Below are 22,309 nucleotides of genomic sequence, written 5' to 3'. Positions count from 1 at the left end.
TATAATCTTGATCTCCCAGGTATTCGTATAAACTCTACTCCTAGTAATTTTTTTATCTCCTTCCTTTTAGCGTTTGCTTTCATCCATTTATATACCTCTATTGGATTCTTTGCTCCCATTAATATAGCTATTATCGATAAAAACATTATTACCGGCAAACTATACTGTCTCCCCTGTGGTCTTGCCTGTTCTGATATATGCTCTTTTAAAATTTTCAATAATTCTGGCTCCATTTTTTCTCCCGATATAAATATACTTTTTTGGCTTTATAGCAAAAAGTATTCCTTAGTATCGGAATGGGCTACTAGTATAATAAAATTTCATTAAAAATTTATCTAAAGGATCAAGGATGAAACAATTAGGACTATTATCTTCGTTAACTTTTGCTTTATTGTTGGCTCAAGGATGTGCCCAAAAAAGTGAAACAACTACTGTAAAACCAGTTAAAGAAGTTAACAAAATTTCCTATAGAGATGTATCAAACTATAGTGTAAATGTTGCTACTTCGACAACAATAAAAGATACTGCTGACAAAATAGCACAACAGTTGGTAAATACATTAAAAGTTAAAAATGTTGGTTCTGTTGCTATTACATCATTTGTAGATCTTCACCAATTAAATAAAACTACACATTTTGGTAGAGTTTTAGGAGAAAGCCTATTTAATGAGTTGTTTAAAAGAGGTGTTAAGGTGATGGATTTTAGAGGTCAAAAATCTCTCTCTATCAATGCAAATGGAGAATTCTTCCTATCAAGAAATGTAAAAAAACTACATTCACCAATTGAAAATAAATATGTATTAGTTGGGACATATACTAAAATAGCAGAAGGTATTTTAATAAACTCAAGAATAGTTGATAATAAAAATGGTAGAGTTATAGCAACTTCAAGAGTGATTTTTCATTCTAATGATTGCAGAATATTTGAAAATTGTAAAAAGCCTAAACCAGAACCAGTTATTCCTATAAGAACAATAGACATTACTACTGACGGTTGTGCTACTGAAAAGTGCCCAGATGTATGTGCAGACAATACAATAACTTGTAAATAATAGTGTAAAATTAGGTGTATATCTAAGTACGATATACACCTTTTATATCAATCTAACAACCATTTAGCTATTTCATTTACAATGATATTTGTCCCCTGATTAAAAGCTACTACTCCCCCTTTTGCATTTTCAGAAGTGGATTTGATGGTTGTTTTAAAGTGCTTGCTTTTTACTACTTGATCATCTTTAATTTGTATAAGTGTTGCTAGCCAGGATATATGAACTGTAGATGGTTCTCCTTTTGAAAAATCTTGTACAAAATCAAGAATAGAAATTTCTAAAATCATTTCACTTTTTATATTTGCACTGCTTCCTATAACATTTGAAGCAATATTAGTCTGCTGTAAGGCTTCTATAAGTTTTGCCTTGATCATATTTCCCAAAGAGTCATACCATTTTCCATATGCATATGGTTGAAGTATGAAATTTTTGTTTCGATAGTAGATATTATGTGTTTGGCTTAGGCGTCCTATATTGGCTATTGTAACTTTTATAGTATGAAACTTAGGTTTTTTTATAGATTTTTCTATTTTTGGTGTATGTGGGTCTATAATGTATGATTGTGTAGGAGGTACTTTTTTTACGGCACAACCGCCAATACTTAATAAAAAAACTATGATTAAAAAAACTATTTTCATTTTTTATCTCCTTCTCCAGGGCCAATTAGAGGTTCAGCCTCTTTAAATAGTAGATTGCTTGGACTCTCTTTTAACATTTGGGCATCTTCTTGCAGTTGATAAATTAGTGTTTGGGTTGATTGCAAAAGGGTATTTAATTCTTCTATAGTCGGTTTTAATATTTGGCGAATATCGTAATCTCCTGCCTCTATTCTCTCTCTAAATTTATTGCTAAATATCTTAAATGCATCAGCACTCTCTTTAATAGAGTACATAGTTTTATTTCCTTCATATCCTATTATCTGTGATGTACTCTTTATACTCTCTATTGTCTCTATCAGTTTAGAACTCTCTTTTGATAACTTTGCTAGATTGTTTAAAATTGTCTCTATATTTTCTAAATTTTTACTGCTTAGAAGTTTTGTCAAGGCTTTTGATGAGCTATCTAACTGCTCTAAAGTGTTATTGATATGTTCTATATTTTTATCACTTAACACTCTGTTTATACGGCTTATTGCTTTAGTAAAGCCTGTTGTCACATCAGTAATGGATGTTCCTATTTGTGCCAAAGCAGAAGGTTTTGATGGAATTATTGGAATATCTTTTTCATTTGCTTTTATTACAGGAGCATCTTTTTGTCCACCAACTATTTCTATGTAGGTTATACCTGTAATGCCAGCAAATTTAAGTGTTGTATACATTCCTTCTCTTACACGAAAATCTTTTGGAAGTTGAAGTTTTAAGCGAATTCTTGTTTGATCTTCTTGATCAATATATATCTCTTTGACTTTTCCTATATCAACTCCCATATATTTGACAGTACCATCTGGTGGAAGACCTGCAACAGACTCTTCCATATATGTATAGTAGTAGTTATATGCTTGCTGGGTATTTATATTACCCATCCAAAGGGCAAAAAATATAGCTCCTATGCCAAGTATTAAAACAAAAGCTCCTACTATGTTATAGTTTGGTCTACTTTCCATCTTTTTTATGCTCCATCATTGCTTCAATGCGTACTTTAGCTCTATTTCCACCAAAAAAGTGCTGAATAAAAGGGTGATTGTTGTTTAGAATTTGAGGCAAAGTTCCCTCTGCAACTACTTTTTTGTCTCCCAAAACAGCCATCCTATCAACAATATTGAAAATAGAGTCTATATCGTGAGTAACTATGACGATAGTGAGCTTTAAAAGTGAGCGCAATTGTGTAATGAGATTATCAAATGCTTCAGCACTTATAGGATCTAGTCCTGATGTAGGTTCATCTAAAAAGAGTAACTGCGGATCCATTACCAATGCACGGGCAAGTCCTACCCGTTTAACCATACCACCACTCAATTCGCTTGGGTAAAGATCAGCCACTTTTGCTTCTAATCCTACCATTTCAAGCTTGGATTGTACGATTTTTTGAACTATTTTTTTTGAAAGTTTTGTATATTCATTTAAAGAGATTGCTATATTCTCTGCAACACTCAGGGAAGTAAATAGTGCTCCAAACTGAAACAGAACTCCCCATTGGCTTCTTAGCCATTGTGCAGTTTGAGGTGAAATATGCAAAATATTATGCCCTAAAACATCAATCTCTCCTGCACTTGGACGAAGAAGCATATTCATCTCTCTTAAAAGTGTAGTTTTCCCAGAACCGCTACCTCCAAGTATGGCATAAATCTCACCTTCATATATAGTTAAATTTACATTATCGTGTATTACCGTATCGCCAAAGCGTGTTACTATATGACGCATTGAGATGATAGGTTTTTGACTCATATGTCAAGCTCCGTAAAGATGATAGAAAAGATAGCATCAAGAGCGATTACAAGGAAAATAGAGTTAACGACGCTGATTGTTGTATATTTGCCTATGCTTTCAGTATTTTTTGAAACCTGAAATCCTCTAAAACAGCCTATAGCAGCTATGATAAAGGCAAAAAATGGAGCTTTTAATATACCTACAAGATAGTGCCTGACATCAACACTGGAGTGGAGTCTATCTAAAAATTGTGCGGGTGTAATATCGAGCTGATATTTGGCAACAAGTAAACCACCGTAAATTCCGATAATATCTGCAAAAAAGATGAGTAGAGGTAAAGCAATGATCATAGCTGCTATGCGTGGAATAACCAAAAATCTGTATATATCAAATCCCATAATCTTCATAGCATCTATCTCTTCCGTTATCTTCATTACACCAATTTGTGCAGTATATGATGATCCGCTTCTGCCTGCTACAATTATTGCCGTTATCAGTGGTGCTAGCTCTCTTGGAATAGATATGCCTATCATATCTACTATAAATATATCTCCACCATATTTTTGTAGTTGAACTGCACTTTGAAAAGCTATAACTATTCCTACAAGAAAAGCACTTAAAGCTACAATTGGTAAAGCTGTGGTACCTGCGGTATAGATATTTCCTACTGTCTCTTTTATACGAAATTTGGAAGGGTGAAGAAGAATTTGCCACATTGCTATAGCAGTGTGTCCTAAAAAGTCTACAAATTGTAAAAAGTCTTGTAAAACAGAAAAACTTTTTTTTCCTATATAATTTAGAAAAGTAAGTAACGGATCTGTTTTTACTTTCTCTTCTTTATCTCTTGGCTCAAATCCTTTAACAAGACGAAACATTTGACAAAATGATTTTGATGCATTAACTGTTTTGATATTGATTTTCTCTTTTAACTCTTTGCGTATAGTAATAAAAAATATCATACTGCCTGTATCTATTGAAGATATTTCAGAAAGATCTATAACAAGCTTTTTTTGATTTAAAATTGTTGGTAGTAAATCTTTAAATGATTTTTCTATTGAGGAAAGATTATCTATCTCCCATCTTCCTTTAAAGTACAATAGAGCCGGTTTTTTGGAAATATCCAAATAAAAATATCTTTTATCATTCATAGTAACTATTTTAGCGGGCTATGTTTAAATGTATCCTTTAATTAAAGATAGAGTACCTTCTAATTGGGGTTTAACCAATTAGGCGATAGAATTAACAAACTATATGCATATGGAGTATCTTTGAGAGTAGATAAGTATTTAAGCAGTGTAAATCTTGTTAAACGCAGAACAATAGCACAAGATATGGTAAAAAGCGGTGTCGTATTCATCAATGGTGTTCAAGCAAAGCCAAGTAAAGATGTTAAGGTTGGCGATACTATAGAGATACGATACTTAAAAGGTGCCAAGCAGTATAAAGTGCTTAAAATTCCAACTACTAAAACTATTCCTAAAAGCGCAAAAGATGAGTATGTACAGGAGTTACAGTCGTGACATATGATGAAGCAAAATCAAAATTTGAACAGCTATTTTCAGGATATATGGATGAGGAAGAGGCTCGAAATCTGCTAATAGATATGGCAAAACGTGGCGAAAATGCAGATGAGATTGCTGCTGCAGCTGAAGTTATGCGAGCTCACTCTGTAAAGTTGCCAGTAAGCGATGACCTTCGACAAAAACTCATAGATAACTGCGGTACCGGAGGCGATAAAAGCGGAAGTTTCAATATATCTTCTACAGTCTCTCTTTTGTTAGCAGGAGCTGGTTGTTATGTTGCAAAGCACGGCAATAGATCTATTACAAGCAGATCAGGAAGCGCAGATATGCTTGAGCATCTTGGAGTACGTTTAGACCTTTCACCCGGGCAGCAGGTAAAAATGCTTGAAGAGACAGGTTTTACATTTATTTTTGCTATTCATCACCATCCGGCTATGAAGTTTATTATGCCAATTAGAAAATCTATTGAGCATCGAACAATCTTTAATATTTTGGGACCTTTAAGCAATCCTGCAGATGTAAGAAAACAGTTAATAGGTGTATTTGATACATCATTTGTAAAGAGAGTGGCAGAGGCTTTAAAAAGATTGGGTACTACAAGTGCTATGGTTGTTAGCAGTAGAGATGGATTGGATGAAATATCACTATCAGATGTAAGTGAAGCAGTCTCTCTTAAAGATGGAGAACTAAGTAGTTTGACTATAGACCCAATGGAATTTGGAATCAAGAAAAGCACTCTTGAAGAGATTAAAGGTGGCGATGCAGCTTTAAATGCAACTATTACCAAGGGAATTTTGGAAGGAGAGATTGAGGGCGCTAAGCGTGATATTGTTCTAATCAATGCCGCTGCTGCTCTTATTGTAGATGGACAGGCACGTGATTTTCAAGATGGTCTTCAAATTGCAAAAGAGACAATAGATTCAGGACATGCAAAAGAGGCTCTTAAAAAGATTGTTAAGGTTAGTAATTCACTATGATAAAAGAGAAGGTAGCAACATTAGAGCAGTTACCGGAGTTGGCAAAAGAGATTGTCAGCATTTTACCACAGGATACTGTCATCTTTTTGCGCGGTAATCTTGCCGCTGGAAAGACTACATTAGTTAAAGCTTTGGCGGATGCAAAAGGCAATAGTCAAACAGTTACTTCTCCAACTTTTTCCATACAGCAAATTTATGGTGATTCGCTTTATCATTATGATCTTTACCAGTGTCCAAATGAGAAGTTTATGCAAATTGGTCTATTGGATGAGTTGGAAAATAGTGGATGGCACTTAATAGAGTGGGGAGATGATGAATTGTATGAACTTTTAAAAAGCCTTGGTTTTGAAGTTGCCATAATAGAGATAACTCCAATTGATAATGCACGAAAGTATAGGATTATAACGGATGCATAGTTTAAGAGCCCAAAACCTTAGTAAAACGATAAAAAAGAGTGTAATAGTCAGAGATGTTTCAATAGAGCTGAACACAAAAGAGGTTGTTGGACTTCTTGGCCCAAATGGTGCAGGAAAGACTACAACATTTTATATGATTTGCGGACTTATTGGTGTAAGTGGAGGAAGAGTATTCATTGATGATATGGATGTTACAAAAGATCCTTTGCATACAAGATCAAGACTTGGTATAGGTTATTTGCCCCAAGAATCGAGTATTTTTAAAGATTTAACTGTTGAAGAGAATCTTTGGATCGCTGCAGAAGCTGCTAAGCTAGATACAAAAAGTTCTACAAAGAGGATAGAAAATCTTTTAGAGCTATTTAACATTGAACCTATTAGAAATAGAAAAGGGATTCGTTTAAGCGGTGGAGAGAGAAGGCGTGCTGAGATTGCACGCGCGTTGGTGCATAAACCAAAGTTTCTTCTTCTTGATGAACCATTTGCCGGAGTTGATCCAATAGCTGTGATTGATATCCAAAATGTTATTAAACAGTTGCTTGATTTAGAGATAGGGGTTTTAATTACAGACCATAATGTACGTGAAACACTTGGTATATGCCATAGAGCCTATGTTATGCGTAGTGGAGAATTGATGGCCGAGGGAAGTGCAGAAGAGATTGCAAGCAATCCTGATGTCATTAAACACTATTTAGGAGAGCATTTTACACTATGAAACTTCGACGCTCACAGAGTACACAGTTAAAAAATAGACTATCAGGTACTCTGAGAAGCTGGCTTCCAATTTTGCAGTCTAGTCTAGAGGAACTAGAAGAGCTGCTGCAAAAATATGAGAGTGAAAATCCATATATGCAGGTTCAATCTGGATTTGAAGAGCAGTTTTCTGCTAAATTTACTCATAAAGTATTGTATCAAAGTGATAATTCAAGCACTACAGAAGCAATAGAAGCTAAAACAATCCAAAATTTATCTTTGTATGAAAAATTAAATGAACAGATAAATGCTCCACTTTTTCCTACACCAAAAAGTATTGATATTGCTTATGCGATTATTGAAGAGATTTCAGATGAAGGGTATTTTACCGGTGATATAAATGAGATTGCTAAAAAGGTAAAAGCAGAGCCTTATCAGGTTGAGAGTATACGGCAACGATTTTCCTATCTTGATCCACCTGGTGTTGGGTCAGTTAATGCTACTGAAGCTATGCTGTTTCAACTTAGACAAAGTGGTGTTGAAGAGCCTATATACTCACTTGTATCAGATATGCTGCAAGATTTACAAAATTTATCAAAGTTTAAAAATTCATCAAATTATGAAGAGGCTCTTAAAGTAATACGCAGTTTTAAAAATCCACCGGCATTAGATAATATGGAGGATTCACCTCCAGTTATTCCAGATTTAATAATAGTAGAAAAATCTAATGGTATAGAAGTGCAGATGAATGATCTCTTCTATCCTGATATTATTATTGAAGATTGCTCTTTAGACCATGAGTTTGTCAAAAAAAAGATTAAAGAGGCAAGAGACTTGATAGATGCTTTGCAAATGCGCAAAGCAACACTATATAAAATAGGTTTAATGATAGTTGAGTTTCAGTATGATTTTTTTCAAGGTGGAGATATTAAGCCGATGAAACTTAAAGATATAGCCCAAGAGTTTGATCATAATCCATCTACAATTTCTAGGGCAATAGCAAACAAATATTTGGCTTGCGAACGTGGTATTTTTCCTATGAAAACTTTTTTTACTACAGGAATAGATGAAGAAGTCAGCAATGCTGTTATTAAGAAGTTTATAGCAGATGCAATTGCTTCAGAGGATAAAAATAAACCGCTAAGTGATCAAAAACTTTTAGATATGATTGAGGCGAAATTTGGGGTAAAAATGGTTCGCCGTACAATTACAAAGTATAGAAAGCAGATGAAAATAGGTGGTTCTAGTGAACGCAAACGATTTTATCAGCTTGCGTAATTTTTGAGTTAAGAGCTAGGGGGTAGGATTTAAATATGGAAGATTTATTTAAGTTATTAGAAAATGAGGCTAAGAAACGAAATGATGAGGCTGAGCTTATATTAGGAGGGGCAGATCCTTTACAGGTTGCAAAAGATTTAGATGATGAGCGTGCCATACTGCTTTGCGCTCTTTTTGCATACGGAAATGCAAATGCTATTGTTAAGTTTTTAAAAAAACTTGATTTTTCACTATTAAACTCAAATGAAGAAAATATACGAAAAAATGCATCAGAGTACTATTATAGATTTCAATCAAAAGAGGATGTTGCTCAAATTTTTCTGACATTGAGCCAAATGGAAAAAGGTGAACTTAAATATACTTTTTTGCAAGGCTACTTAAAAGAAAAGTCAGTAATAGATGGAGTATTTGAAATAATCAAAAAGATAAGAGAGTTAAATAGTTATGACAGCAAAGGTTATAGGTTTTTAATAGGAACACTACCTAAAAATGGCAAGCCTTCAAGTCCATATAAACGGTGGATGATGTTTTTACGCTGGATGGTTAGAAAAGATGCACTTGACCTTGGATTATGGAGTGAAGTATCTTCTGCTGATTTGATTATTCCTCTAGATACTCATACATTTAATGTAAGTCGTAAATTAGGACTTTTAAAACGAAAAACTTATGATTGGAAAGCTGCTGTAGAGTTGACAGAGAAACTAAAAGAGTTTTCAGCTGAAGACCCTGTAAAATATGATTTTGCACTTTACAGAATAGGGCAAGAAAAAGTTGAGTTATTAAAGCCTGATTAATGGAGTTTATGCTAAAATCGCACAAATTTATGATAAAGGAAGTCGGATGGAAGGTGTATTTACCTTTTTTGGAGCTATTAACCATTCACATGCATTCGTATTTGTAACGCATGTTCTTCTCTCTGCTATTATTGCACTAGCTCTTGCAAAAATGGCTACAAAATCTTTAAGAATGGTTCCTATAGGAACACAAAACATTATGGAAGCATATTTGCAAGGCATTGTTGCTATGGGACGTGATGTTATCGGTGAAACAAATGCTAAAAGATATCTTCCGTTAGTAGCTACAATCGGAATATTTGTATTTATTGGAAACGTTTTAGGAATTATTCCTGGTTTCGAGTCACCAACTGGTAACATCAACATGACTCTTACTCTTGCTCTTATAGTATTTGTATACTATAACTTCGAAGGGATAAGAAAAAATGGTGTAGTACACTACTTTGCGCACTTTGCTGGACCCGTTAAATGGTTGGCACCTCTAATGTTCCCAATTGAGATTGTATCTCATATCTCTCGTATTATTTCTCTCTCTTTCCGTCTTTTTGGTAACATCAAGGGAGATGACCTTTTCTTATGGGTTCTATTGATGCTAGCACCTTGGTTCGTGCCTCTTCCAGCATTTGTACTTTTGGCGTTTTCTGCTATTTTGCAAACATTTATCTTTATGATTCTTACATACGTCTACTTGGCGGGTGCAGTATTGTTAGAAGAAGAGTCTCACTAATAGTGGAGCTCTCTTGAAGCACTCATTTACTGAATCAATTATCAGTTTTCTTTTGGGAGCCTCTTGGGCTCTCGTTTTTTTAGGTGCAGGTCTGCTTTTCTGGTCTTTTCTTCCTTTTGGAATTATAATTGCATTAATGGCTGGTATAGTTGGCTCTCTTCTTGGTCTTTTTTTTGTAGTAATACTTGAATTGGCATCCTTACAGTATGAAAAACATAGGGAATTAAAACGACAAACTGATATACTTTTAGCTATTAAAGAGTTGATGGAATCATCAAACAATGCTTCATTACGCGATAACTGATCCAAAATATTATACTTCTAATCCAAATACTCTACTGCAAACTCTTAAAAAAGTTTTAGTACAAAAAAGAGTTGATATGGTCTCTCTTCGAGATAAAAAAACAGATAAATATGAAGAGTTGGCTAAAAGTTTTCTTTCAATCCAGTCAAAATACACTTTAACAAAGTTTTTACTGCACACTGATTATCAATTGGCTGCAAACTTAGGTGCATTTGGTGTTCACCTGCCATCTTCATCTTTGGACAAAATAAGTGATGCTAAATCAAAAGGGCTTTGGGTTATAGCAAGTACGCACTCTTTAGAAGAGGCAACTTTTGCAGAGAATGAGGGGGCTGATGCCATTACATATAGTCCTATATTTGAAACTCCTGGTAAAGGAGAGCCTAAAGGTTTAGAGAAGTTGAAAGAAATTAAAGGTAAAATAGCAATCAAACTTTTCGCATTAGGCGGTATTGTTACTGAGTCTCATATAGATGCCGTTAAAGATGCGGGAGCTGACGGTTTTGCGTCGATACGCTTTTTTTTAAAATAAATACTTAAGGATTTTTCAGATATGTTTGAAGTCATTATTGGCCTTGAAGTCCACGTTCAGCTAAATACAAAAACAAAAATCTTCTGTAACTGTGCTACCAGTTTTGCCGATCATCAAAATAGTCATACTTGTCCTGTATGTTTAGGTCTTCCAGGAGCATTGCCAGTTTTAAATAAAGAAGCTGTAAAAAAAGCTATGATGTTTGGTAATGCTATTGAAGCTACAGTTCATAAAAAGTCTGTTTTCAACCGTAAAAACTATTTCTATCCAGATCTTCCAAAAGGGTATCAAATCAGCCAGTTTGAGATACCTATTGTAGAGAATGGTCATTTAATGATCGATTTTGATGATGGAAGTCAAAAACGTATTGGAATTACACGAGCCCATCTTGAAGAAGATGCGGGTAAAAACTCTCATGAAGGTGATCACTCTTTAGTTGACTTAAATCGTGCAGGAACCCCTCTGCTTGAAATTGTCAGCGAACCTGATATGAGAAGTGCTGATGAAGCAGTACGTTATCTTAAAAAACTTCACTCTATCGTAAGATACCTTGGCATCAGTGATGCAAATATGCAAGAAGGCTCTTTTAGATGTGATGTTAATGTCTCTATTCGACCAAAAGGGGATGATAAACTTTATACTCGTGTAGAGATTAAAAATATGAACAGTTTCCGCTTTATTCATCAAGCTATTGATTATGAAGTACAGCGTCAGATAGAGGCTTGGGAAGATGGCGTTTATAATGAAGAGGTATGGCAGGAAACTCGTCTATTTGATACAGTAAAAGGTGAAACCCGCTCTATGAGAGGTAAAGAGGATAGTGCTGATTATCGTTATTTCCCAGAGCCTGATCTTCTTCCAGTAATTCTTGATGATGAGATGATCGAAGAGGCTAAAAATATACCAGAAATGCCTGATGCTAAAAGAGCAAGGTATGTTAAAGATTTTGGTATTCGTGAATATGATGCCGTTGTCATAACATCTGAAGTTGAGATGGCACGTTTTTATGAAGAGATGATAGAAGAGGGTGCAAACCCTAAAGAGGCAGCAAAGTGGCTTACAATCGAGCTTCAAGGAAGACTAAAAGGTGGTATGACAGTTGAAACATCTCCTGTTAGTGCCAAGCAACTTGCATTGATTGTAAAAAGAATAGAAGAGAGCACTATTAGCGGTAAAGCCGGTAAAGATGTTCTTGACTATCTCTTTGAAAACCAAGGTGCAGATGTTGATGAAGTCATAGAAAAACTTGGTTTAAAACAAGTTAGCGATGATGGTGCAATTTTGGCTTTAATAGATGAAGTTTTAGCCAATAATCAAGACAAAGTAGAAGAGTATAAAGGTGGTAAAGAGAAGCTTTTTGGCTTTTTTGTTGGACAAGTAATGAAAGCTTCGAAAGGTTCTGCTAACCCAGGTAAAGTTAATCAACTACTAAAAGAGCGTCTTAACTCTTGAAACATATAGTGATCAAATATCTGGTTGCATTCTCTTATTTTCTAGAGAGTGCACACAGATATCAAAAAATTAAAAAATTCTTCAACGATCTTCTAAATAATGATGACTATCCATATAAAAAATATTTTGATATTTTTATGGTATTGATAATACTATCAAGTGTTTCAATATTAGTAATTGATGTTAGGGAGCATGTAGCTGATTGGCTTGATTATTATGATCTTTATATTGTTACATCAATTTTCATAGTAGAGTATCTTTTACGTTTATGGGTACATGATGATATACATAAAGTTATTATTACAGAGTATGAAGAGTCTCAATTTTTTGAAAAGCCATTTAAACTAACTAAGGTATTTAAAGATATTGCCTCTAATAAGTGGTCATATATGACTTCTGTTCCTGCAATCATAGATTTAATAGCAATTTTACCTAGTTATCGTGAAATAAGAGTCCTTAGGGTATTTGTTCTATTTAGAGCTTTTAAAATGTTACGTTACAGTAAGAGTCTTCTTCAATTTTTTGAAATATTAAAAAGTAAAAAAATAGAGCTATATACCCTTGTAACTCTTCTCTCTTTCTTTACTCTTATTGCATCAGTAATGATTTATGTATTTGAAGGGAATGGAACAAATCCAAATATTAATGGTCTTTTTGATGCTGTTTATTGGGCTTTAGTAACTATTACTACAGTCGGTTATGGCGATATTACTCCTGTAACAACAGAGGGTCGTGCAGTTTCAATGCTGATCATTCTTACAGGTATAGGTGCAATATCTTTTTTAACTTCTATTATTGTTTCAGCTTTCAATGAAAAACTGCCTGAAATTAAAGAGACAAGAGTTATGAATCAGATCATGAAGAAAAAAGATCTGAATCTAGTATGTGGTTATGGCAAGATAGGACAGCTTGTTTCAAAAAAGCTCCAAGAAGCTGGTGAATCTTTTCTTGTTATAGAGACAGACCCAGCAAAAGTCGAAAAAGCAGAACTTGATGGATTTCATGTTTTAAAAGCTGATGCAACAAAAAGTGATACATTTTTGAAACTTAAACTTTGTCAAAATGTAAAGTCTGTAATATGTGTTACACATGATGATATAATTAATGTATTTATAACTATTAATGCAAGAAGTCTATGTAAAGATGTTGAAATAATAGCTCGTTGCAGTGACAAAAGTGTTGCAAAGAAATTAAAACTTGCTGGTGCAAATCATCTAATTATGCCTGAAGAGATTGCAGGACTGCTTGGTGCTGTTTATATAGGTCAACCTGTTGCATTTGAAGCTTTACAAGCTATTTTAACTCAAAAAAGAACTGCTAGAATTGATGAAATAGAGATTAAACTTGGATCGTTTTTAGATGGTTCTACTGTTGGAGATTTTGATTTTTCTGCTAACAGATTAGTTCTTTTGGCTGTATTAAAAAGCTTACGAAGCAATGATAAAAGTAGTCACTATATAATATTTAATCCTTCAGAAAATACAGAATTAAAAGTAGGTGATATTCTTGTAATAATGGGTTATAGTGTTAGTATTGCTGACTTTAAAGGAAGGTTAGAAAAAAGTGTACGGTTCAAAACAAGAGTCTCGTGAAATAATTCTTTTTGGATTTGGAAAACTTGGGCATAGAATTTATGAAATGCTCACATCAAATTTTAGTAAAATAACTGTTGCAGACAATAGAGAAGATATAATTAATGATGCAAAAGAGTATGGTATTGACTCTGCTTTCTATATTGATTTAGTAGATGATTCAAAGTTGGAAGAGTTAGGACTTGATAATAAAATACTCTTTTGTGCTATGGATGAGATGTCTCTTAATATATTTTTAGTGCTTTCTCTTAAAACCATTTCAAGCAACTCTACTATTATATCTGTATCTACATCTTCAGAGAGTACTAGAAAACTTAAATTTATTGGTGCAGATAAAGTAATTGATCTATATGAATCTAGTGCTAATAGAATAGTAGACATTATTACTCGTCCAGCTGTCACAAAAGTCCTTGATGAAATCATATATATTGATAATGAGATAAGAATTGAAGAGATAGAAATTCCTCCAAAGAGCTTTCTTGAAGACAAATATGTTAGTGATATTGATTTTAGAGAGTTTGGATTAATTTTAATAGGTATTACTGACAAAGAGCTTGGTGATGATTTTACATTTGTTTCAAGGGGAATAAATCATAAATTTGATGAAGGGGATATTTTAGTATTATTAGGAGAGAGTCAGGCTTTAGAAGATTTCTATACTCTTTTAATGGGGCAAATAGATGAATAAAATAGCAGTGATTGGTGCAGGCAAATGGGGACAAGCATTAGCTTCTGCTTTTCGTCATAAGTGTAATGTAGTAATAACTTCAAGAACAAAGCGTGATATTGAAGGATTTGTATCACTTGATGAAGCACTGGAATATGAAAATATTGTTATGACCATTCCTGCTCAAGCTGTACGAGAGTGGTTGCATAAACACTATGGTTTTAAAAATCACAATATTCTTGTTGCATCTAAAGGAATAGAGGCTAGTACTGGTGCCTTTTTAAATGAGATTTATGAAGAGTTTGTTCCAAAGAGCAATTTAACTTACCTAAGTGGACCATCTTTTGCTAAAGAGGTACTTTTAGGGCTTCCAACTGCACTTGTGTTAAACAGTCATAATCGTATGGTTGCTACAGGTTGGAGTGAGGTTTTTCCTGATTTTATAAAAACTTATGTAAGTACAGATGTAATAGGTGCAGAGATAGGTGGTGCATATAAGAATGTTATTGCCATTGCAGGTGGGATCTGTGAAGGGTTGAAACTTGGTGAAAATGCACGTGCTAGCTTGATTTCAAGAGGGCTTGTAGAGATGGCGCGTTTAGGTCGTGAGTTTGGAGCAAAAGAGGAGACTTTTTTATCACTAAGTGGGGCAGGAGATCTTTTTTTAACTGCAAGCAGTAAACTTTCTAGAAATTTTCGAGTAGGCTTAGGACTTGCAGAGGGTAAAACTCTTGATGAAATTCTTAAAGAACTAGGAGAAGTGGCTGAAGGCGTTGGCACAGCAAAAGCTTTATATACAATTTCGAAGACTAATGATATTTACTTACCAATAGCTAATGAAGTTTATGAAATATTAGAAGGAAAAGATCCAATGGAGAGCTTAAAAGATCTTTTAAACAATAGGAGGAGATAATGGAGAATTACTTACAAGAAGCTAAGAATGCCGCTTCTGTTCTTGCCACACTAAGTGGAGAGGTTAAAAATCGTGTTTTAAATAAAATAGCTGATGCTTTGGTTGCTAACAGTGCATTAATTATTGAACACAATAAATATGATATGGAAGAGGGCAAACGAAACAATCTCTCTTCAGCTCTTATGGATAGACTCTATTTGGATGCGAACAGAATAGAAGCAATGGCGCAGGCTGTACGTGAGATTGCAGCACTTAAAGAGCCTGTTGGGCGTATTTTGGATGGATGGGTTACAGATAATGGCTTGCGCATAGAAAAAGTCTCTATTCCTATAGGTGTAATTGGCATAATTTATGAATCTCGTCCTAATGTAACCAGTGATGCAGCTGCTTTATGTTTTAAAAGTGGAAATGTTGCAATTCTAAAAGGTGGGAAAGAAGCAAAACAGAGCAATGATGCTATTGCAAAAATCATTCAAGATACTTTAGAGGGTGAAGGATTACCTAAAGCACTTGTAAGTTTACTACCTGATAGCAGTCGTGAAGGTGTTGCAAAGCTAATTAAAATGGATAAGTATGTTGATCTTATCATTCCACGTGGCGGAGAAGCATTGATCCGTTTTGTAAATGATAATGCGACAGTTCCTGTTGTTAAACACGATAAAGGGCTTTGCCATACTTACATTCATAAAGATGCTGATATAGATGAGGCAATCAAAATTGCAGTAAATGCAAAATGTCAGCGTCCAGGCGTTTGTAATGCTATGGAGACCTTGATTGTTGATGAAGATATTGCTGGTGAGATTTTACCAAAGCTCAAAATTGCATTTGATGCAGAATCTACAAAACTGCTTGGCGATGAAGCTACACGTAAGATTATTGACATAGAGGCTGCCACCCAAGAGGATTATCATACAGAATATCTTGCAAATATCTTATCTATTAAAGTTGTAAAAGGAATCGAAGAGGCAATTGAGCACATTCGCACATTTGGTTCAGGTCATTCTGAAGCAATTTTGACCAATAACCATCGTGCTGCTGAGAAGTTTTTAAATGAAGTTGATGCAGCATGTGTATATGTAAATGCATCAACCAGATTTACCGATGGTGGAGCATTTGGTTTTGGTGCAGAAGTAGGAATTAGTACAAACAAACTACATGCACGAGGTCCTATGGGGATTAACGATTTGACAACTTACAAATATAAGATTTACGGAGAAGGGCAGATTCGTTAAATGAAGCCTCAGGAGGTTGTACTAAAGATTGAAAATCTGACATTTGGATACACTAAAGAGAAGTTGTTATATAAAGACTTCTCTTTAAAGCTCCATGCGGGTGAAATTGTCACAATTCTTGGTCCAAGCGGCAGTGGAAAAAGTACACTGTTTGAACTTATTGCCGGCAACCTCCGACCTATGTCTGGGCAAATAGAAAAAGCCCCTTTTTCACAAGTATTTCAAGACCCTTACAGCTCCTTTCATCCAAGCTATACGATAGAAAACCAAATTTCTGATGTTGCCTCTTTGGAAGGAATTGATGCACTATGTGATCAAATGGGGTTTGAACGAGAACTGCTAAAAAAAAGAGCACATGAACTCTCCGGTGGACAGTTGCAAAGAGCATCCATTTTGCGTGCACTGCTTATGAAACCTAAACTGCTTCTTGCTGACGAACCCACATCAGCTCTAGATAATCTGATTCAACTAGATGTAATGAAGCTACTTCTAAAAACTCTTGATTCAGTAGGAATTTTAATGATAACACACGATAGAGATTTAGCAAAATGGTGTAGTGATAAAATTATTGAACTTCGTTAATAAATCTCTTTTACACGTCCAACTTCTCCACTCATTAGACGCACTTTTATACCATGAGGATGTTTTAAAGATTTAGTTAAAATATCTCTTACAATGCCATCTGTTAATCTACCTGTTGATTGGTCTTCTTTTAAAACAATCGCCACACTCAAGCCGCTTTTTATATTTTTTCGGATACGCCCATCCATATTATCGTTTATTTTCATACTGCTCCAACTCTTGATCTATTATCTTTTGCATATCTGTACGAAGTTGATCGTACCAGTCTTTAGAAGCATTGGGTACATCAATAGAAGGTAAGTAAATAACTTTTAGATTTCCACCTTCTGAAGTTTTTTCGTGCTCATTTACAACGCTTTTACTACCAACAATGACTACCGGTTGTACAATCATACAATACTTTTCGGCAATAAATTTGGCACCTGGTTTAAATGGTAGCATTTTTTGATTTTTTGCACGTGTTCCTTCTGGAAAAATTGCAACAGGTCTATGAAGCTCTTCAACAGAGTATTTTACATCTTTTAAAAGTTTTATCAATCCGCGTCTATCTTCACGATCAACCGATATCATCTCACCATTTTTAAGTAAAAGACCAAACCAAGGTACTTCAAAAAGCTCTTTTTTTGCAACCCAGTTAAGATTTTTATTTAGAAGAGCTTCAAGTGTAATGATATCTACAATTCCTTGATGGTTTATTAGATATAACTGTGCTCTATCATCGGGCTTACCAACAGTAGTTACTTTTGCAAATAGCAAGGCTAACATTGCTTTATTACCATAATGCAAAATCTTGCTCTTCTTTTTAGGAAAGAAGTAAAGCAAAGGTATCATTATACTTACGATAAGTGAGATAATAAAAGCCGAATAGTAAAATCTAATGCGTGCAAATAGATTCATTTTTTATCCATCCTATAGTATTGTTTTGCAATTGAATTTTTACATAATCACCATAACGGTTCATCTCTTTTGCTTCTACTTCTTCGTAGATATTCATTACAGGTGTACTTTGTTTAGTAGGAAGAAGATACAGAGTACTCCCAGGTTTTATGCAGATAGTTTTTAATGGAATTAAATATGTTAATAGATAAGCTACAGCAAGAATAATAAGTATAGGATACATCCATCCTCTATGCATTAGCCATAATATCAACCATACAGTAATTAAAACAATAGTTGCAATAATTTTAAATTTTGTAAACTCGCTTGCCTGCGGATCAAGATTACTTTGTGTGCTTACACTGCTGCGCTTTACTATGATAGGTATATTGAATTTCTCATATCTGTTTTTAGACAAATTAAAGTAAGTAAATTCAACTTTTTCTACATTTAATGGATAGACTGCAAAATATAGCAATGTTGTACTGTTTAAATCTCCACTATATGTATCTATACCTTGATTGTTAGAGTTTGGCAGATGAAAATCATCATAATTTCCATATGAAATATTTAGTTGCAGTGCCAGTAAATTTGTATCTTCTGTATATGTAGATGCCTGATAGTTAACAAGCTGCATATTTTTTGCAAGAACACCAGAAAAATCTTTTGGTGGATTTAGTGAAACAGTTTTTAGATAAGAACCATTAAGACGATACTCTTTTTCTGGCATATTATCATAATATACAACAAAATCAGGAAGTTTTGCTTGACTTGAGGTAGCTTTGAAAACATATGTTAAATAGTTGATTGCTTTGGGAGCTATTTCGTTTGGTTCTTGCATAATGGTTAAATTGTATTCATTTTCCAAATCTATAGTATATGGCTGATTTTTTTCCAGTGATGTAACTTTAAGAGTTAATGTAAAAACTTGACCAACATAAATCTTTTCAGGCATATTTTCAATATTAAGGTAAATTAACTGCTCGTCTGGTTCTTTGATGGAAGTGCTTACATTAATCTCTTCATTATTTTGTGTAGTTATATTTTCTTCACTAAATTCAGAATCTAAATAAGCAGAATAGACAGATGGCTCGGTAGCAAAAGAGATACCGAGCATAAGAGTTAAAAAAAGTAGATATCGTATCACTTTAAGTCAAAAACCCTTCAAGCATTTTTACACCATCATCTGAACCCAATATGCTTTCCATTGCACGTTCAGGGTGAGGCATCAAACCAAACACATTTTTTTCTTTATTGCAAATTCCAGCAATATTGTCTACAGAACCGTTTGGATTATCAGGATTTCCATCTTTATCGCAATATGTCAATAGAACTTGACCATTGTCATAAAGCATTTTAAGACCATCTTCTTCAATGAAATAGTTTCCTTCAGCATGTGCAATAGGAATATTTAGCCTCTCTCCAACTTCACATTTACGTAAGAAGTGGTTATCATTGTTTTCTACTTTAAGGTACTGGTGTTTAGAGATGAAGTGCAAATTTTCATTTCTTTTCATAGCACCTGGAAGCAGATGGGTTTCAAGCAAAATTTGAAATCCATTACAGATTCCTAAAACATAACCACCTCTATCAGCATACGCCTTTACCGCTTTCATTACTGGACTAAAACGAGCAATAGCACCACTTCTAAGATAATCTCCATAACTAAATCCACCTGGAACTACAACTAGATCACTATTTGCAGGAATTTGTTCCTCTTCGTGCCATACAATAGATACATTTTGTCCAAGACGCTCAAAAGCATACTTTGTATCAAACTCGCAGTTGGTACCAGGAAACTGTAAAACAGTTACATTCATTGGACAATCTCGATATTGTAATCTTCAATGACGGTATTCGCCAAAAGAGTTTCGCACATCTTTTCAACCTCTTGTTTAGCTTCTTCTTCAGAAGAACTTTGAAGGTCTAAAACGATTTGCTTACCTACACGAACATTTGAAACATTTTCAAATCCAAGAGCACCCAACGCATGATGGACAGCTTTACCTTGAGGATCTAAAACACCTTCTTTAAGATATACGTTTACAATAGCTTTCATTTATCTTCTCCAAGTATACGTTTAAGGACCTCTTCATAAGCAACTTTAACATTTCCAAGTCCTTGGCGGAAGCGGTCTTTGTCAAGTTTCTCATTGGTTTCCATATCCCAAAATCGGCAACTATCAGGACTGATCTCATCTGCAAGTAGAATATTGCCTTCAGAGTCATAACCAAACTCAACTTTAAAATCAACAAGATTTAGACCTTTTTTGGCAAAGAATGCTTTAAGAATTGTATTTATTTCACGACCAAGACGTTTTAATTCTTCAAGGTCTGATTCACTTTTTATAAGATCAAGAATTAAACAGTGTTCATCATTGATGATAGGATCACCCAAGTCATCACGCTTATAATAAAACTCTACAAGAGTGAAAGGAAGTTTTGTCCCATCTTCAATTCCAAGACGTTTAGAGAGACTTCCTGTAGCAATGTTACGTACAACTACTTCAATAAGAATGATATCAACTTTTTTAACCACCATATGGTTGTCATCTGGGCGATCAACAAAGTGGGTTGGAATACCTGCATTTTCAAGAAGCTTAAACAACTCAGTGCTGATTTTATTGTTTAGTGCACCTTTGCCAGCCTCTTGACTATGCTTTTCACCATTAAATGCAGTTAAATCATCTTTGAACTCTGCAATAAGAAGATTTGGTTCATCAGTTGTAAAAAGGCGTTTCGCCTTTCCTTCATAAAGTAACTCTTTTTTAGTCATTTCTTCTCCTAAATTTACTTTTGTTTTTGTGTGATTATGAGAGCACGTAAAATATCAACACCCTCTTTTAGCTGATTATCATTATAAAGATCCTCTTTTGTAATGATATTTTCTTTTTTAGGATCAACTTTTTCTGCTTTATCCTCTTTTTTACCCTCTATCTTTTCTAACTCACTTTTTAAATGCTTTTTAAGTTCAGCCTCTTTTATAGAGAATGTATCTTTTTCAATAGTCACTTTACCAAAAGGTACTACAATATCAGGAGTTACTCCAACTGCCTGTATTGTACGACCACTTGGAAGGTAGTAGCGTGCAATTGTAAGACGCATAGCTTCTGTCTCATTTACAGGCATAATGATTTGAACGCTACCTTTACCAAATGTTTTTTCACCAACAATTACTGCACGTCGATGGTCTTGAAGTGAACCACTGACAATTTCGCTTGCACTGGCACTTCCACCATTTACAAGTACAACTATAGGAATATTTGTGTATGTACCTTTTTTATGAGCTTTATAGACTTCATTCTCATTTTTAACACGACCCTTTTGCGAAACAATTACACCTTCATCCACAAAAAGATCGACTGTACCCACTGCTTGATCAAGCAATCCACCAGGGTTGTTACGCAAGTCAATGATAATACCTTTTGCACTTGGGTTATCTGTTAAAGCTTTTTTGATATCTTTTACAACTTTTTTATCGAAAGATACGACACGAATGTATAATATATCATTCTCTATCTTTTTAGTATAGACAGATTGTATCTTGATGATATCGCGAACAATAGTTACAACTAAAGGTTTTGGTTCATTTTTTCTAACAATTGTCAGGTTAATCTTTGTTTTAGGTTTTCCACGCATAAGCGAGACAGCTTCATCAAGTGTCATATTTAGTGTTGACTGATTGTTTATCTTTAAAATAATATCACCTGATTTAAGTCCCGCTTTATATGCTGGAGTACCATCTAAAGGAGCAATGACAGTTAATGCACCATCGCGCATTCCTACAGTTATCCCCAAGCCTCCAAACTCACCGCTTGTTTGGATCTTCATCTCCTTGAAACTTTTTGCATCAAGGAAAGATGAGTGAGCATCAAGATTTGCCATTAATCCCTTGATGGCTTTATTAATTATTTCATTGATAGTCAAGTCGTCAACATAATACTTCTCAACAGTACCTATGACTCTAGTAAATTTGGTTAAAGCTTCAAGTTTAGATACCGTAGTGTTGGTATCACTTTTAGCAAACAGGTTAGGGGTTGTTATTAATGTTAGAGCTGTAGCTGTCGATAGAAAACCGGCTGCTATAAAACCTCTTTTTTTCTTCATCTATTTGATCCATTGTAATCTATAAATTGTTTGGCTGATATTATAGTAATTTGACACTGAAATGTTGATAAATAAAAAAAGTTCATTTAATTTTCAGGTTATAACTGAATAATTTAGAAACATTTAGAGATTTAAATTAAAAACCTTGACATTAATAGACTAAACTTGATATAATACGCGCAGTTAATTTAACAGATGATAGTAAAATAAATCATTTGTTACAGATTT

At 34.3% G+C, this 22,309-nt stretch carries 28 protein-coding genes; 16 read left to right on the top strand and 12 right to left on the bottom strand.

Annotation, left to right across the window (positions count from 1 at the left end; genetic code table 11):
* On the bottom strand, positions 1-233 hold a 233-nt coding region (locus BM227_RS05735), incomplete at its 3' end, for a transposase family protein (protein ID WP_143089695.1).
* A gap of 116 nt (positions 234-349) precedes the next feature.
* Here BM227_RS05735 and BM227_RS05730 point away from each other — a divergent pair.
* Complete coding sequence (locus BM227_RS05730; protein WP_092912039.1) at positions 350-1,051, top strand: FlgO family outer membrane protein; 702 nt, start codon at positions 350-352, stop codon at positions 1,049-1,051.
* Positions 1,052-1,098: 47 nt separating this feature from the next.
* On the opposite strand, the gene BM227_RS05725 is transcribed toward BM227_RS05730, so the two are convergent.
* The 4 genes from BM227_RS05725 to BM227_RS05710 are packed head-to-tail and all read right to left on the bottom strand — an operon-like array spanning position 1,099 to position 4,565.
* Positions 1,099-1,689, bottom strand: coding sequence for an ABC-type transport auxiliary lipoprotein family protein (locus BM227_RS05725; RefSeq protein ID WP_092912037.1), 591 nt, complete (start codon positions 1,687-1,689; stop codon positions 1,099-1,101).
* Entirely contained in the window at positions 1,686-2,654 is a 969-nt protein-coding gene (locus BM227_RS05720; protein ID WP_092912035.1) for an MlaD family protein, read from the bottom strand. Before BM227_RS05720 ends, BM227_RS05725 begins: the two co-directional genes overlap by 4 nt.
* The gene (locus BM227_RS05715) at positions 2,644-3,435 is read right to left on the bottom strand and encodes an ABC transporter ATP-binding protein (protein ID WP_092912034.1); all 792 of its coding nucleotides are present in this window, start codon (positions 3,433-3,435) and stop codon (positions 2,644-2,646) included. The genes BM227_RS05720 and BM227_RS05715 overlap by 11 nt, the downstream gene beginning before the upstream one ends.
* Positions 3,432-4,565 carry an ABC transporter permease gene (locus BM227_RS05710; RefSeq protein ID WP_143089694.1) on the bottom strand — a complete coding sequence of 378 codons (1,134 nt, stop codon included), beginning with the start codon at positions 4,563-4,565 and terminating at the stop codon, positions 3,432-3,434. Before BM227_RS05710 ends, BM227_RS05715 begins: the two co-directional genes overlap by 4 nt.
* Before the next feature lie 120 nt (positions 4,566-4,685).
* Here BM227_RS05710 and BM227_RS05705 point away from each other — a divergent pair, with 120 nt between their 5' ends.
* From BM227_RS05705 to BM227_RS05635, 15 genes are read left to right on the top strand one after another with little or no spacing between them, the layout of a single operon-like run.
* Positions 4,686-4,937 (top strand): RNA-binding S4 domain-containing protein, encoded by a 252-nt coding sequence (locus tag BM227_RS05705; RefSeq protein ID WP_092912032.1) that lies wholly within the window; start codon positions 4,686-4,688, stop codon positions 4,935-4,937.
* Positions 4,934-5,917, top strand: a complete 984-nt coding sequence (gene trpD / locus BM227_RS05700) for an anthranilate phosphoribosyltransferase (protein ID WP_092912030.1) — start codon at positions 4,934-4,936, stop codon at positions 5,915-5,917. The genes BM227_RS05705 and trpD overlap by 4 nt, the downstream gene beginning before the upstream one ends.
* The gene (tsaE, locus tag BM227_RS05695) at positions 5,914-6,333 is read left to right on the top strand and encodes a tRNA (adenosine(37)-N6)-threonylcarbamoyltransferase complex ATPase subunit type 1 TsaE (RefSeq protein ID WP_092912029.1); all 420 of its coding nucleotides are present in this window, start codon (positions 5,914-5,916) and stop codon (positions 6,331-6,333) included. Before trpD ends, tsaE begins: the two co-directional genes overlap by 4 nt.
* Complete coding sequence (gene lptB, locus BM227_RS05690) at positions 6,326-7,048, top strand: LPS export ABC transporter ATP-binding protein (protein ID WP_092912027.1); 723 nt, start codon at positions 6,326-6,328, stop codon at positions 7,046-7,048. The genes tsaE and lptB overlap by 8 nt, the downstream gene beginning before the upstream one ends.
* Positions 7,045-8,304 (top strand): RNA polymerase factor sigma-54, encoded by a 1,260-nt coding sequence (locus tag BM227_RS05685; protein WP_092912025.1) that lies wholly within the window; start codon positions 7,045-7,047, stop codon positions 8,302-8,304. The genes lptB and BM227_RS05685 overlap by 4 nt, the downstream gene beginning before the upstream one ends.
* Positions 8,305-8,339: 35 nt before the next feature.
* The gene (locus BM227_RS05680) at positions 8,340-9,098 is read left to right on the top strand and encodes a TIGR02757 family protein (RefSeq protein ID WP_092912023.1); all 759 of its coding nucleotides are present in this window, start codon (positions 8,340-8,342) and stop codon (positions 9,096-9,098) included.
* A 46-nt stretch (positions 9,099-9,144) separates the two neighbouring features.
* Complete coding sequence (locus BM227_RS05675) at positions 9,145-9,825, top strand: F0F1 ATP synthase subunit A (protein WP_092912022.1); 681 nt, start codon at positions 9,145-9,147, stop codon at positions 9,823-9,825.
* 13 nt (positions 9,826-9,838) lie between these two features.
* Positions 9,839-10,129, top strand: coding sequence for a hypothetical protein (locus BM227_RS05670; protein WP_092912020.1), 291 nt, complete (start codon positions 9,839-9,841; stop codon positions 10,127-10,129).
* On the top strand, positions 10,107-10,661 hold the full coding sequence (locus BM227_RS05665; protein WP_092912018.1) for a thiamine phosphate synthase: 555 nt from the start codon (positions 10,107-10,109) through the stop codon (positions 10,659-10,661). The genes BM227_RS05670 and BM227_RS05665 overlap by 23 nt, the downstream gene beginning before the upstream one ends.
* A 21-nt stretch (positions 10,662-10,682) precedes the next feature.
* Positions 10,683-12,113: an Asp-tRNA(Asn)/Glu-tRNA(Gln) amidotransferase subunit GatB gene (gene gatB / locus BM227_RS05660; protein ID WP_092912016.1), complete on the top strand. Its 1,431-nt coding sequence runs from the start codon at positions 10,683-10,685 to the stop codon at positions 12,111-12,113.
* 8 nt (positions 12,114-12,121) lie between these two features.
* The gene (locus BM227_RS05655) at positions 12,122-13,705 is read left to right on the top strand and encodes a potassium channel protein (RefSeq protein WP_218147919.1); all 1,584 of its coding nucleotides are present in this window, start codon (positions 12,122-12,124) and stop codon (positions 13,703-13,705) included.
* Complete coding sequence (locus tag BM227_RS05650) at positions 13,677-14,393, top strand: NAD-binding protein (RefSeq protein ID WP_092912012.1); 717 nt, start codon at positions 13,677-13,679, stop codon at positions 14,391-14,393. Before BM227_RS05655 ends, BM227_RS05650 begins: the two co-directional genes overlap by 29 nt.
* The gene (locus BM227_RS05645; protein ID WP_092912010.1) at positions 14,386-15,285 is read left to right on the top strand and encodes an NAD(P)H-dependent glycerol-3-phosphate dehydrogenase; all 900 of its coding nucleotides are present in this window, start codon (positions 14,386-14,388) and stop codon (positions 15,283-15,285) included. Before BM227_RS05650 ends, BM227_RS05645 begins: the two co-directional genes overlap by 8 nt.
* The gene (locus BM227_RS05640; protein ID WP_092912008.1) at positions 15,285-16,517 is read left to right on the top strand and encodes a glutamate-5-semialdehyde dehydrogenase; all 1,233 of its coding nucleotides are present in this window, start codon (positions 15,285-15,287) and stop codon (positions 16,515-16,517) included. Before BM227_RS05645 ends, BM227_RS05640 begins: the two co-directional genes overlap by 1 nt.
* Entirely contained in the window at positions 16,518-17,099 is a 582-nt protein-coding gene (locus tag BM227_RS05635; RefSeq protein ID WP_092912006.1) for an ABC transporter ATP-binding protein, read from the top strand.
* On the opposite strand, the gene BM227_RS05630 is transcribed toward BM227_RS05635, so the two are convergent.
* The 7 genes from BM227_RS05630 to BM227_RS05600 are packed head-to-tail and all read right to left on the bottom strand — an operon-like array spanning position 17,096 to position 22,081.
* Positions 17,096-17,287 carry a YwbE family protein gene (locus BM227_RS05630; protein WP_092912044.1) on the bottom strand — a complete coding sequence of 64 codons (192 nt, stop codon included), beginning with the start codon at positions 17,285-17,287 and terminating at the stop codon, positions 17,096-17,098. The two genes, BM227_RS05635 and BM227_RS05630, sit on opposite strands and share 4 nt — an antisense overlap.
* A 1-nt stretch (position 17,288) precedes the next feature.
* Positions 17,289-17,996 (bottom strand): lysophospholipid acyltransferase family protein, encoded by a 708-nt coding sequence (locus tag BM227_RS05625; RefSeq protein WP_092912005.1) that lies wholly within the window; start codon positions 17,994-17,996, stop codon positions 17,289-17,291.
* On the bottom strand, positions 17,974-19,122 hold the full coding sequence (locus tag BM227_RS05620) for a GW dipeptide domain-containing protein (protein ID WP_092912003.1): 1,149 nt from the start codon (positions 19,120-19,122) through the stop codon (positions 17,974-17,976). The genes BM227_RS05625 and BM227_RS05620 overlap by 23 nt, the downstream gene beginning before the upstream one ends.
* Before the next feature lies 1 nt (position 19,123).
* Entirely contained in the window at positions 19,124-19,795 is a 672-nt protein-coding gene (purQ, locus tag BM227_RS05615; protein ID WP_092912002.1) for a phosphoribosylformylglycinamidine synthase subunit PurQ, read from the bottom strand.
* Complete coding sequence (gene purS / locus BM227_RS05610) at positions 19,792-20,034, bottom strand: phosphoribosylformylglycinamidine synthase subunit PurS (protein ID WP_092912000.1); 243 nt, start codon at positions 20,032-20,034, stop codon at positions 19,792-19,794. The genes purQ and purS overlap by 4 nt, the downstream gene beginning before the upstream one ends.
* Complete coding sequence (gene purC / locus BM227_RS05605; RefSeq protein ID WP_092911998.1) at positions 20,031-20,750, bottom strand: phosphoribosylaminoimidazolesuccinocarboxamide synthase; 720 nt, start codon at positions 20,748-20,750, stop codon at positions 20,031-20,033. The genes purS and purC overlap by 4 nt, the downstream gene beginning before the upstream one ends.
* Before the next feature lie 14 nt (positions 20,751-20,764).
* Positions 20,765-22,081 carry a S41 family peptidase gene (locus BM227_RS05600; RefSeq protein ID WP_092911996.1) on the bottom strand — a complete coding sequence of 439 codons (1,317 nt, stop codon included), beginning with the start codon at positions 22,079-22,081 and terminating at the stop codon, positions 20,765-20,767.
* Positions 22,082-22,309: the final 228 nt, after the last annotated feature.

The organism is Hydrogenimonas thermophila (genome assembly GCF_900115615.1).
Taxonomy (GTDB): Bacteria; Campylobacterota; Campylobacteria; order Campylobacterales; family Hydrogenimonadaceae; genus Hydrogenimonas; species Hydrogenimonas thermophila.
The sequence above is the reverse complement of the archived record's forward strand: the minus strand, read 5'-3'. Positions and strand labels throughout refer to the sequence as shown.